The following is a 12,308-nucleotide window of genomic DNA, read 5'->3' as shown; positions in this document are numbered from 1 at the left end:
CCGTCACAAGGGGGTCGGGTCGATGTCGCACACTGCACGCTTCCCGCGTTCGGCGGCCACCGTCATCGGGTGGTCGCCGCGGAGCACCCGGCGGTAGCGGGCGACGACGTCCTGCTGCTGCAGGACGGATTCCCGGTCCCGGCCGACCCCACGCAGGTCGAGAGCCCGGTTGAGCTGGGCCGCCAGAGTGATCGGGTGGTCCTCGCCGACGGTGCGACGGGCACGCGCCAGGCTTTCGGTGTCCCGCACCAGCAGCCGCTCTGCCGACATCCGCGAGGAGCCGGGAGCCACCTGGTCGTTCGCGAGATCGATCGCCGCGGCGATGGTGTGTGGATGATCGGCGCCGAGGATCCGGCGCAGGTTCCGAAAAGCGTTGTCGTCCTGTTTCCGCGCCGCCGTGGTCTGTCCCAGCAGCCGGAGCGTCACGCCGAGGTCGATCTCCGAGATCAACGTGTGCGGGTGGCGGTCGCCGAGACTCGCCCGGTACAGGTCCACCGCCTGTCGGCCCAGCTCGCCTGCTGCTTCGAGTTCCCCGGCGTACCGCAGGTCGATCGAGTGCGCCAGCGCGCAGGGCAGCGTATTCGGATGGCTGAGCCCGTAGCGTGAGCGGAAGCGCTCGAGGGTGCTCCTGGACAGCGTCAGCGCCGCCGCGTGCTGACCGTCCTTCCGCAACGCCACCGCCAGGTGGTACTCCCGGCGGACGACGCCCGCGTTGTCGTCCCGGAAGAGGTTGCGGACCCGCTCGACGATCTTCTGCAGTTCCATTCGCGCCAGGGCGTAGTCACCGATCTCGCGCCGGCAGATCGCCAGGATGTTCAACGTGCTGATGGTGGCCGCGTTGTCCGGCCCCAGAATTTCCGCGCACCGCGCGTAGGTGTCCTCCCCGATCCGCCGCGCCTCTTCGTACTCGCCGGTGAGGAGCAGCGAGACGACCAGATCGTGGGCGGCGGTCAGGGTCTTCGGCTCATCGCTGCCGAGGATCGCGACGGCCTCGTGAAAGGTCGCCAGGTTGAGCCTGCGCGCGCCGACGAAGTCCCCTCTGGCCTTCAGCACCACGGCCACCGACAACTGTGCGTTCAAGGTCTGCTCGGACCGCTGGCCGGCAGTCTCCTTCTGCTGGTAGAGCCGGAGCGTGCGGTTGTTGATCACCTCCGCCTCCTCGTACCTGCCGAGCACCCACAGGAAGAAGCCGAGCCGTTCCGACGCTTCCAGCGTCAGCGGGTCAGCTTCTCCGAACCGCTCGGTCCAGGACGCCGTCACGCGCTGGGCGAGCAACGTCGCACCGGTGTGGTCACCCCAGAAGTACAAGAACTTCAACAGGTTGATGACGAGCTCGCGCACCCAGTCGTCGTCGCAGTCGATCAGCTCGGCGGCGTAGATGTGCGGAAGCAACGTGTGGTACTGCGGCCAGAGCCGGGCCGCGGCCGGATCACCGGGATCCCGGTTCGCCAGCAGCAGGTGCGCGCCGTGCTGGAGATCCCGCCGGTGCTGGTCGCTCATCCTGTTGCGCAGCACCAGCTGGACCAGCCAGTGCAGCTGCAGCGTGTCGGACCGGTGGTCGACCTTCGCCAGCCCCCATCGGTTGATGTCCCTCAGTGCCTGGTCGAGTTGGGTGGGGTCACGCATGGCGGCGTCGAGCTCCGGAGCGATGGAAAGCCTGCGGACACCGGTGAAGATGCTGCGGGAGATCGGTTCCGGAGCGAAGAACGCACAGACCTGAAGCAGCTGGTGCGCGGCGCGGTTGCGGGTTCCGAGCTCGTCGAACGAGACGTTCCACGCGGCGGCGATCGGCACTTCGTACTCGGTCGGGGCCGACGTGGCCAGGATTTCCGTGGTCTTCTCTTCGAGGCGCCGCAGATACTCGTCGACCGGCATGGCGATCTCGGTCCGCAGCGAGGCGGCCTGGGCGAGCGCGAGCGGCAGATCGCCCAGCTGCGCCGCGAGGCGGTCGGCCTGCTCCGCGCCGAGCTGCGGATCGTGCAGGCTCAGCAGTTCGGTGCTTTCCACACGGGTGAACGGCCGCACTTCAAGGAGCTGCGGGAAGTTCTCCGGCCAGTCCGGGTTCCTCGTCGTCACGACGATCTCGCCCGGCCCTTCGGACGGCAGGAACGGCAGCGCCGCCTCGGGTTCGTCCGCCGAGTCGAACACGAGCAGCCACCGGCGGTACGGCTGACCGGACCGGAGGGCTTCGAGCACGGCGGGCACCGCGGTGACGGTCTCCGCGGCACCGGCCAGTCCGAGCTGCCGAGCGAGTTCCGTCAGTGACGCGCGGATCTGCGTCCCCTGCGCCGCACTGACCCACCAGACCAGGTCGTACCGCCCGAGGTTCTGATACACGTACTCCGCCGCGATCTGGGTCTTGCCGAGACCGCCGGTGCCGAAGAGCACCGCGCGGCCGCTGCTGTGGAGTTCCTCGGCCAGTTCTTCGAGCAGCAGCTGCCGGCCGGTGAAGTCCGGATTGCGAGCCGGTACGGCGCCCCACACCGTGGGCGCGTCGGTCGTGAACTGGCGGACCCGCTGCAGGGAGTCGGCCGCCTGGTCGTGGACGTCGGCGACGAGATTCTCGGTCGTGGACAGGGGATTCGTGACGGTTCCGCTCTCCGTCGCCGTCCCGCTCGTGCCGGCCAGCTCGGCTTCCCAGCGCAGCAGGCGATCGGCCCGTCCGGCGTAGGGCCCGGACAAGGTCCGCATGACAGCCCGTTCGATCGCGACCCCGGCGACCAGGTCGGCGTGCGATTCGGGCAGCGGCGCACGGACCGGATCCTCCAGCGCCTCGGCGACCCGGAGCAGCACCGGATAACGGTCACCGAAGCGCCGGGTGGTGGTGACGACGACCCTAGCCGTGTCCGACCGTCGTCCTGCGGCCAGGAGCGCTTCTCGCACGGGAGAAGGGATTTCGTAGACGATGTCGTCCCAGTTCTTGACAGTTTCCGTGGCCGGCGGCACGTCGAGCAGGCCACTGCTGAACACCTCCGCGAGATCGGCGGTGGCCGCTTCCGGCACGAGTTCGGACTGGACGAACCGGGCGATCGGCAGGCTCACCGGCACCGCGGCCAGCAACGTCGCCAGCCGGAACGCCGACGGTGAAGCGATCCCGTGGAAGTGCCTGACACGATCTCCGGCGGACAGCTCCGGCCCGTGCAGTTCGTCCCACGGCTCCGCGGGCTGGGGCTGCGTCCGCGCGAGCATGACGACCGCCTGCACCGGGTCGGGCTGCACCCGGCTGACCAACCGGACCCACCACGAGAGCCAGCGCGCGTCGAGCTCGACGACCGGGATCGGCACCGCGCCGGCGCCCGCCGTCCCCGGGTCCTCGCCGGTCAGCCAGGAATCCGGGAGTTCGAGCCCGTACCGCCGGTTCGGCCGGAACGGCCCTGGCGTCGTGAGCCTGGCCTGGTGGAACTGCGGGCCCGACCGGCCCCAGAGCCGCTGGGGCAGCACCTGGACGATGCACACCGGCATCGTCCGGCCCCACTGGGCGAGCAGCGGGGAAACCAGGTCTTCGCGCCAGGACTCACCCATCCCGTCGGTCAGCACGAGCATCAAGCGGTGGCCGGACGGATCGAGCAGCTCCGCGGGCTGCCGTTCCGGCGCGCCCGGCGTGCCACCTCGCAGCACCGGCCCGGACACGACGTCGCCGGTTCGCTTGTCGGTCTCCACCAACCGGATCTGAATGGCCCGGAACGCGCCGAGCTGCCGGAGCAGTGCGAGAAAGGCCGCCACCGTGGGCTGCCACAACGCCATCGACGGGCTCGAGTCGACCACGACGGTCAAGTCGAGGGCGCGGAGCGTGGCCGGCTTCGTCTGCGGAAGCCAGAGCCGGTCCTGCGCCGCCTGTTCCGCGGTCAGGTCTTCGTCCAGGACGACGTCCTGCTCGCGGCGCGACGGACGTGTCTGCTTGAGCGGACGAAGCGCCCGGGTGACCGCGGCCGCCTCCGGCAGGAACCGCGAAGGTCCGTTGACACCTTCGGCACCGCTCGCCCCCAGGATCTCCGCGCTCTTGACCAGCGCGGTGACGAGCAGCTCAGGCCCCCGGCCGAGCGGCGGGATCGTCGGCCCGGCCGGTTCTTCCGGCGGTTCCGGCGACCCGTGGTCCAGGTCCTCCGGATCGGCCGGTTCTTCGGGCGACTCGAATTCGGGGTGCGCGCGAGGAGCGGAATCCCCGATGGCCATCGCCAGCCACACCGCGTCGCCCACTTCGCTCCAGCTCAGCTCGGAGACCGTGGGCACCTCGGCCGGCTCCCGCGACACGTCAGGAAACCAGGGAATTCAGTTGCCGCCAGAGCGCGTCGACCAGCCTCGGCCAGGAGACGTCGTCTTCGCGGTAGGCCCCCGACGTGGCCAGGTAAACCGCCTCCAGGAGCTTGTCGACCGGCAGCCCGCCGAATGCCTCACTGCGGCTGACGAACTCCTCGATGATGCGCGACCGGTGCTCGTCAGACGGGTCGAGCATGTGCGCGGCAACCATCGCGGCCAGCTGGCCGACGTCCGGGTCCTTTGTTTCGTAGCGCAGGCAGCGGCGGAGGAAGGCCGGCGGGAAGTCCCGCTCACCGTTGCTGGTGATGATGACCACGGGAAAGGCATGGCACCGGACCCGGCCGCCGATGATCTCGGCGGTGGAGTCGGGATCGGCGGTGAACACCTCGACCACCGGCGTCCGCTGCGCCATCCGGATCAGCTCGGGAATTTCGAACTCGCCGTCTTCGAACAGGCTGAGCAAGTCGTTGGGCAGGTCGGCTTCGGACTTGTCCAGCTCGTCGATGAGCAGGACGCGGGGCCTCCTACGAGGCAGGAAAGCGGTGCCCAGCTCACCGAGCCGGACGAAGTCGCCGATGGGCGGTTCCGCCTCTCCGCCGCCTACCGACCGGGTGCCGGCCGCCTGGGCACGGCCGATCGCGTCGTAGCCGTACTGTCCTGCTTTTACTGTGGTGTGCGACGTGATCGGCCACTGGAGCACCCGGCCGAGGCCCAGTTCCCGGGCGATCCGAAACGCCAGGCTGGACTTCCCGCTGCCGGGACGTCCCGTCACGAGGAGGGGCCGGCGCAGGTAGAGGGCCGCGTTGACCATGTCGACCTCGTGAATGTCGGCCCTGGGCACCGATTCCGTGCTGGCCGCGCCCAGCCGCCGCTTCATTTCACCATTGTCGGACGGCACCGAAATCTCGTCCAGGAGTGGCCCGCCGTCGAACTCGCGCCACGGCGGCGGTGGCGGGAGCAGCCCGGCCCGCTCCGGCGCCGGAAGACCGGTGCCGCGGTAGACCCACCAGCCCGGCGGTGTCTCAGGACGCCCGGCCTCGCTCATCCGCGTTCCCTGGCGGCGGGGCCGGCCGGAACGGCGGACTGTCGAGGAAAACGAGTCGTGACGGGTCGTCCCACAGGATGACGAGATCGCGTACCGGCCGCAGATCCACCGGAATGGTCAGTTTCCGGAATGCGGCGCGCCGTGATTTCTGCACCTGGACGGGAAGATCGTTGAGACTGCCGTCGACGAGCCACGTGACCACCTCTCGTAGGAGATCCAGCGAAGCCTCGGGGTGCCATAATAATGCCGGCAGCCCGGACCGCAATCCTGCCGCCAGCTCGTCTTCGCCCGGCCGCGGCCGCAATGACGGCGCTGCCGCAAGAACCATGACAATCCATTGCTCTTCACTCAATATAGCGTCGAGGCGATGCCGCTCCCCCGTGTCGTCCGCCGTGCAGAAATACACCCGTTCGGCCGATGGCTCGGTCGCCATCGCTTCCCAGCGCATTCGCCAGGCCCGGTGCCATTGCGGTGATCGCATCCGTTCCAGTGACCGCAGGACGATCGGATAGTCGAGAAACAGGGGCCGCGGGTCGCCGGTTTCGTGTTCCTTGCACCACCGGTGGACCGGGAGGTTCAGCAGCGCCCTCGGCAGGACGAACTCCAGGGCTACTTCGCCGCGATATTCCGCCCACGCCTTTTCGGCGTCGACGACGAGGGCGTCGACGTGCCGCTCGAGCTGGTCGCCCGCCACCGTGTGGAGGCCGCCCCTGGCCGGCGGCCATACCTCGGGATCGTCCTGACGCCAGAAGGAGACCTGGTGCCGGCCGGGATCGATGCCGTCGGGCTGGACGACGATCATCAGGTGCAGTCTCGCCCCGGCCGGAGAATCCGGCTGCGGATCCGCCCGCAGTTCACGCAATCCCGGCTCGGCCTGAAGCCGGCGGGCCTGCAGGGTGTTCCAGGCACGCAATTCGCCGGCCAGTCCCGGTGCGCATTTCGCCGCGACGTACTCGACGAACGCCAGTGCGGGCGGCAGACCGCTCGCCGGAGTGTTGAAATCGGTCAGAACGCAGAACGCCGCCCACGCGTCGCGGACGTCGGACGGCGGCTCGCCCGACCCGGCCGCCCGGCGGACCGACGCGCTCAGCCGCGGCGGGATGAGCCCGGACAACATCGAGCGCAGCCACATCAGTTCCGCATCCGGCAGGAGGTCGTACATCCGCGGCTGGTGCGTCAGCCGCCGGACGTGGTCCGACTCCGGTGTGTCCGGGCGCATCATCCGGACGGCGCCGGCAAGCGCGTTCATTCCGCCGTCGGCCTTCGCGCAGGCGTTGACGACTTCGATCAGGTGATCGCGGCCGGTCACCTGATCCGGGATCGTCAGCTGGAATCCGAGGTTGTCGTGGATCAAGTCGAGCAACAATGCGCGGCCGGCGGGATCGACAGCCAAACCCGCTGTGGCGAGGACGTTCACGATCGCTTCCCGGACCGCGATCGTGGTACCCGGCCCGGCACGGAACTCGCGTCCGGGCCCGTAGCCCCCATCATCGGCCGGCACCTGACGAACCACCTCCCCGACGTCCTCGTGGCCAGGGAACGTGAGTTTACCGATCAATCCCGGCCGGAACAGGGCAAAAGCTGGACAAGCGTTACCGGGTCTGCGGATCCGGCCATGCTCCGATGATGATCGACAGGGCTTCGACCTGCGGTGATTCCGGTTCAATGGTCCGGACCGCATCCAAGAGGTCCGACAGTCCGCCGTCGAAACGCTGGCAAGTTCGCGCCAGTGCGATCACGTGCAGGCGGTCCTCTGCGTGATAGGGCACGATTTCGGCGATTTCGCGGCGCCGGAAAACCTCCAGCAGCAATCTCCGGCTTTGCGCGTCACGCACGCAGGGAACCGCCAGCAGAGCTTCGATCAATTCCGGGAACGGGCTCCGCGGCCTCGGGAGGATGCGGTGCGGGGCCGGCGGGGGCACCGTGAGGACGTTTCCCGGGGTGCCGCCCAGCAGGCGCAGCCACGGCTGGGCTGTCGTCTCCTTGACCTCCGCCAGGATCTGTCGGTACGCGTCGGAGTCGGCTGCCGGGTCGTGCTTCACGACCTCGCGGTAGAACTCTTCCGAGACGATGATGGCCAGCTGGGCGCCTGTCTGCTTCTGGGCCACCTTGGCCTCCTCCGCGTCCAGCAAGCGGAACGTGTGGCTGACCGCCGGGCTGATCGAGCCGTGGCTGCCCCGATGGACCTCGCCGGCATGGATCGCCAGGCGGAGCTGGAGCCCGGCTTCGACCGCGTGCACGGCGTTGTGACGGCGAAGTTCGCCGAGCATCCGCTCGGGCAGCTGCGCGACCAGGTCGGCCTTGGCCGTGTCCGGTGGCAGCAGGAACATCGCGCCGTCGCCGGTGTTCTCGATCAAACAGGCTTCCCACGGGACGCCCGTCTCGGCGAACGTCCGGCGCAGCACGCCCCAGAGACCTTCGTGCACCTCGCGGAGATGAGCGACAGTCCGCTTCGGGTTGTTGTAGCCGACGACGTCCACGGCCATGATCGTCCGGTGCAGCGCGGCTGAATGCACAGGCACAACACCTCCCCACGTCCCGCAATCAGTGTCCCAGACCTGTGCACGCCCGGCCATGTTCGCGCAGGGCGTTACGGCGAAACGGGACCTCCTTGTCCTTGTTTCGTCCATAATTCGGCGTGCCAACGAGACGCCTCCACCTGGTGAGCGCGGATGAGGACCACCGCGTCTCGACCATCGAGCTCTTCTTCGACCTGGTCTTCGTCTACGCCATCACCCAGACCACCCAGCTGATGGCCGATCACCTGAGCCCGCTCGGGGTCGGGCAGGGGCTGGCCATGCTCGCTGTCCTGTGGTGGTGCTGGTGCTCCTACGCCTGGCTCGGGACCACCATCCACGTCGCCACGGGATCGCGCGGCTCGCGATGTTCGGGGCGATGGCCGTGATGTTCCTCGTCTCGCTCACCATTCCCGAGGCCTTTGTCGATCATCCCGGCGGGTTGTTCGCGCCCGTGTTGTTCGTGGTCTGCTACGCGCTCGTGCGGCTGCTGCACCTCGTCGCCTACCTGGGCGCCGCGCGGCACGATCCCGGGCTGAAGCGCGTGTTGCTCCGGATGTTCGTCGGACTGCTGCCGAGCGTCATCCTGCTCGGTGTGGCGACGGCGCTGAGCGGGCCGTGGCAGCTGGGGCTCTGGGTGGTCGCGCTGCTCGTCGACTACCTCAACGTCTACCTCACCGGGCCCGACGGCTGGCGGCTGAACTCGCCCGCGCACTTCGCCGAGCGGTTCGGGCTGATCGTGATCATCGCGCTCGGGGAGTCGATCGTCGCGATCGGCATCGGGATCGGGGCGCTGCCGATGTCGTGGCCGGTCACCGGGGCGGCCGTGTGCGGGCTCGCGCTGGCCGCGGGGATGTGGTGGACGTACTTCGACGTCGTCGCGCGCGTGTCCGAGCACCGGCTGACGCGGGCGACCGGGCGCGAGCGCGCGAAGCTCGCCACCGACTCCTACACGTTCCTGCACCTGCCGCTGATCGCCGGCATCGTGCTGGTCGCCCTCGGCCTGAAGAAGGCGCTCCTCTACGTCGCCGACACCGAGCACCACGCACCCGGCGAAGCGCTGCACGGCGTGCCGGCCTGGACGTTGACCGGCGGGCTCGCGCTCTACCTGATCGCGTTGAGCTCCCTGCGCAAGCGCAACCTCGGCAGCTGGAACCATCAGCGCCTCGTCATCGCGGTCCTGCTGGTCGCGGCGACGCCGTTGCTGGAACACGTGCCCGCTGCCGTGCTGGTGCTGATCGTCGCCGCGGTCGTGCTCGCGCTCATCGCCTTCGAACGCCTGCAGTTCGCGGAGTGGCGCAAGCAGGTGCACGCCGAGCACTCATGACGACTCGAGCAGCTCCGGGCCGACGACCGAAAGGAGCTGCAGCTTCTCGGCGTCCTCGGTGCCGGGCGTGGCCGTGAACACCAGCAGCACCTGCGCGAGGTCGTCGGTGAACAGCAATTGGCAGTCGAGGTCGATCTCGCCCAGGTTCGGGTGGACGATCGTCTTGCGCCGCTCCGACGGCACCCCGACCTCGTGCGCGTCCCACAGCTCGGCGAACTCCGCGCTCTTCGCCCGGACCAGCCGCGCGAGCTCGGTGGCCCGGGCGTCGGTGCCGCTCGCGGTCCGGAGGTTCGCCACCAGGAACCGGGCGTGCCGCGGGCGGTAGGCCGCCGGGTAGATCAGCTGCTCGTCCGGGTTGGTGAACCAGCGGTAGACGGCGCTGCGCGCGGGCCCGGTGTAGCCGGTCTCGTCGCCGAGCAGCGCCTTGGCCGGCTGGTTCTGCACGAGCGTCTCGCCGAGGTTCGACATCACCTGGGCGGGGGTGTCGTGCAGCCGGTCCAGCACGCGCATCAACGGCCGGCTGACGTGGTCGCTGCGCGAAACCCGCGTCGGCGCAGTGTGGCCGGCGAGGCGGAACAGGTGGTCGCGCTCGTCGAGCGAGAGGCGCAGGCCGCGCGCGATGGCGACGAGCATCTGCTCCGACGGCCGCGGCCCGCGCTGCTGCTCCAGCCGCGTGTAGTAGTCGGTGGACATGCCCGAGAGCGTCGCGACCTCCTCGCGGCGCAGGCCTGCGGTACGGCGACGCTGCCCCGGCGGCAGCCCGACGTCCTCCGGGCTCAGTGCCTCACGACGGCGGCGCAGGAAGTCGGCGAGTTCGAGTCGGTCCACACCCTCGATTATCGGCGCTTCCGCCGGGCGTGCCAGGGATCGCCGATCCCCCGTTCGACGCGCTCTGCCACGGCCCGCCCGTCGCGGCGACGCTGAGCGCATGACCAATTCACTCTCCGGCCGCACCTTCGTCGTCACCGGTGCCGCAGGCGGCCTCGGTGCCATCACCGCCCGCGACCTGGCCGCTCGCGGCGCGCACGTCGTGCTCGCCGTGCGCGACCCCGCCCGCGTCACGCCGCCGCCCGGCGACACCGAGGTCCGCCGCCTCGACCTCGCCGACCTGGCTTCGGTGCGCGCGTTCGCCGACGGCTGGTCCGGCGACCTCGACGTGCTCGTCAACAACGCGGGCGTGATGGCCGTGCCGTACGGCAAGTCCGTCGACGGCTTCGAGACGCACATGGCCGTCAACCACTTCGGGCCCTTCGCGCTGACGAACCTGCTGCTGCCGCACCTGACCGGACGGGTCGTGACCGTGGCGTCCGGCCTGTCCCGGACGGGCAAGATCGAGCTGGACGACCTGAACTGGGACCGCCGCCGCTACTCGCCGATGCGCGCCTACGGCCAGTCGAAGCTGGCGAACCTGCTGTTCACGCTCGAGCTGCAGCGCCGGCTCACCGAGGCCGGCAGCAAGGTGCTGGCGGTCGCGGCGCACCCGGGTGTCGCGCGGACCGGGCTCGACCGGCACGCCGGCGGCGTCCAGGCGGTGGTGGTCAAGGCGCTCTACCCGCTGATCACGCAGAAGAAGACGGAGTACGGCGCGCTGCCCACGCTCTTCGCCGCGACCGAGGACGTCCCGGGCAACGCCTACCTCGGCCCGGGCGGGCGATCCGGTGAGACGCCGAAGCCGGCCCGGCGGCGGCCCGCGGACAGCGACGCGGCCGTCGCGCGCACCCTCTGGGACGTCTCGGCCCGGCTGACTCACTCGTAAGTGACCCCGCACTGGCGCCGAGCCGCATCCCACGTTAACCTACTCACGAGTAGGTAACGGGATGGAGGGCCACATGGCTGCGCCAAGGAAACGGGACGCGATGGGCTGGGGCCTTTCGGCGCTGACCCGGCTGGCCGGGAGCAAGGTCGTGGATCGGGCCGGGCTGCGCAAGCCCATCGAAGGCCTGGTCACGGCGGGGACGCGCAACGGCTTCCGCGCCGCCGGCGCGGCGACCCGGTCGTTCACGTCGGTGCGGAAGCTGGGCAAGCCCGCCCGGCTCGCGCCGACGTCCGACACCGGGCTGTTCGACCTCACGCCGAGCGAGGACCAGCAGCTCATCGTCGAGACCGTGACGGAGTTCGCCGCCGAGCAGCTGCGCCCGGCCGCCGCGGACGCCGACGCCAAGCTCGAAGCCCCGGAAGGCCTGCTGAGCCGGGCCGCCGAGCTGGGCATCAGCCTGGTCGGCATCCCCGAGGAGCTGGGCGGCGTCGGCACCGAACGCTCGGTCGTCACCAACGCGCTGGTCGCGGAGGCCCTCGCGCACGGCGATCTGGGGCTCGCGGTCGCGGTGCTCGCGCCGTCCGCGGTCAGCACCGCGCTGGTCAGCTGGGGCGACGAGCAGCAGCAGGCGGACTACCTGCCCGCGTTCGTCGGCGAGAACGTGCCCGCCGCGGCGCTCGCGCTGCAGGAGCAGCGGGCGCTGTACGACCCGTTCAAGCCCGCGACGAAGGCTCGCCGCACCCCCAAGGGCTACCAGCTCGACGGCGTGAAGTCGCTGGTCCCGCGCGCGGCGCAGGCGGAGCTGTTCATCGTCTCGGCCGACCTCGAAGGCCGCGGCCCGGCGCTGTTCCTCGTCGAGTCGTCGAACGCGGGCGTGACCATCGAGGCCGAGCCGGCGATGGGCCTGCGCGGCGCCGCGACCGGCAAGCTGCACCTTTCGAGCGTCGCACTGCCGGCGGGCGCGCTGCTCGGCGGCGGCAAGCTCGACGTCTTCACCGAGCTCGTCCGGCTCTCGCGGCTGGGCTGGGCGGCGCTGGCCACCGGCACCGCGAAGGCCGTCCTCGACTACGTCGTGCCCTACGTCAACGACCGGACGGCGTTCGGCGAGCCGATCAGCCACCGGCAGGCCGTGGCGTTCTCGGTCGCCGACATCGCGATCGAGCTGGAGGGGCTGCGGCTGGTCACGCTGCGCGCCGCGTCCCGGGCCGAGCAGGGCAAGTCCTACGCCCGCGAGGTCGCGCTGGCCCGGAAGCTGGCCGTGGACAAGGGCATGCAGATCGGCAACGCGGGCGTGCAGCTGCTCGGCGGGCACGGCTTCGTCAAGGAGCACCCGGTCGAGCGCTGGTACCGGGACCTGCGGGCCATCGGCGTCATGGAAGGCGCCGTCCTTCTTTAGGAAAGGGCTTT

General features: G+C 70.1%; 7 protein-coding genes and 1 pseudogene. 3 read left to right on the top strand and 5 right to left on the bottom strand.

Annotation, left to right across the window (positions count from 1 at the left end; genetic code table 11):
- Window positions 1-3: 3 nt before the first annotated feature.
- The 4 genes from fxsT to OG570_RS19030 form a co-directional block, all read right to left on the bottom strand.
- Window positions 4-4,251 carry an FxSxx-COOH system tetratricopeptide repeat protein gene (gene fxsT / locus OG570_RS19045; RefSeq protein ID WP_326958046.1) on the bottom strand — a complete coding sequence of 1,416 codons (4,248 nt, stop codon included), beginning with the start codon at window positions 4,249-4,251 and terminating at the stop codon, window positions 4-6.
- Between the two features lies 1 nt (window position 4,252).
- The gene (locus tag OG570_RS19040; RefSeq protein WP_326958044.1) at window positions 4,253-5,302 is read right to left on the bottom strand and encodes an AAA family ATPase; all 1,050 of its coding nucleotides are present in this window, start codon (window positions 5,300-5,302) and stop codon (window positions 4,253-4,255) included.
- Entirely contained in the window at window positions 5,280-6,719 is a 1,440-nt protein-coding gene (locus OG570_RS19035; RefSeq protein WP_326958042.1) for a VMAP-C domain-containing protein, read from the bottom strand. The genes OG570_RS19040 and OG570_RS19035 overlap by 23 nt, the downstream gene beginning before the upstream one ends.
- A 175-nt stretch (window positions 6,720-6,894) precedes the next feature.
- Entirely contained in the window at window positions 6,895-7,788 is an 894-nt protein-coding gene (locus OG570_RS19030; RefSeq protein ID WP_326958040.1) for an effector-associated domain 2-containing protein, read from the bottom strand.
- A 152-nt stretch (window positions 7,789-7,940) separates the two neighbouring features.
- Here OG570_RS19030 and OG570_RS19025 point away from each other — a divergent pair.
- A pseudogene (locus tag OG570_RS19025) lies at window positions 7,941-9,145 on the top strand (low temperature requirement protein A).
- On the opposite strand, the gene OG570_RS19020 reads toward OG570_RS19025, so the two are convergent.
- Window positions 9,140-9,973, bottom strand: coding sequence for a helix-turn-helix transcriptional regulator (locus tag OG570_RS19020; protein ID WP_326958038.1), 834 nt, complete (start codon window positions 9,971-9,973; stop codon window positions 9,140-9,142). The pseudogene OG570_RS19025 and the gene OG570_RS19020 sit on opposite strands and share 6 nt — an antisense overlap.
- Before the next feature lie 100 nt (window positions 9,974-10,073).
- Between OG570_RS19020 and OG570_RS19015 the strand changes: the two genes are divergently transcribed.
- Together OG570_RS19015 and OG570_RS19010 are read left to right on the top strand one after the other, a co-directional pair.
- The gene (locus tag OG570_RS19015) at window positions 10,074-10,901 is read left to right on the top strand and encodes an SDR family NAD(P)-dependent oxidoreductase (protein WP_326958036.1); all 828 of its coding nucleotides are present in this window, start codon (window positions 10,074-10,076) and stop codon (window positions 10,899-10,901) included.
- A 100-nt stretch (window positions 10,902-11,001) separates the two neighbouring features.
- A complete protein-coding gene (locus OG570_RS19010; RefSeq protein ID WP_326960082.1) occupies window positions 11,002-12,297 on the top strand; it encodes an acyl-CoA dehydrogenase family protein in 1,296 nt (431 codons plus the stop codon).
- The last annotated feature ends 11 nt before the right edge of the window (window positions 12,298-12,308 follow it).

The sequence above is a fragment of the Amycolatopsis sp. NBC_01286 genome, from assembly GCF_035982555.1.
Lineage (GTDB): Bacteria > Actinomycetota > Actinomycetes > Mycobacteriales > Pseudonocardiaceae > Amycolatopsis.
This window is presented reverse-complemented; position numbering and strand designations above follow the sequence as displayed.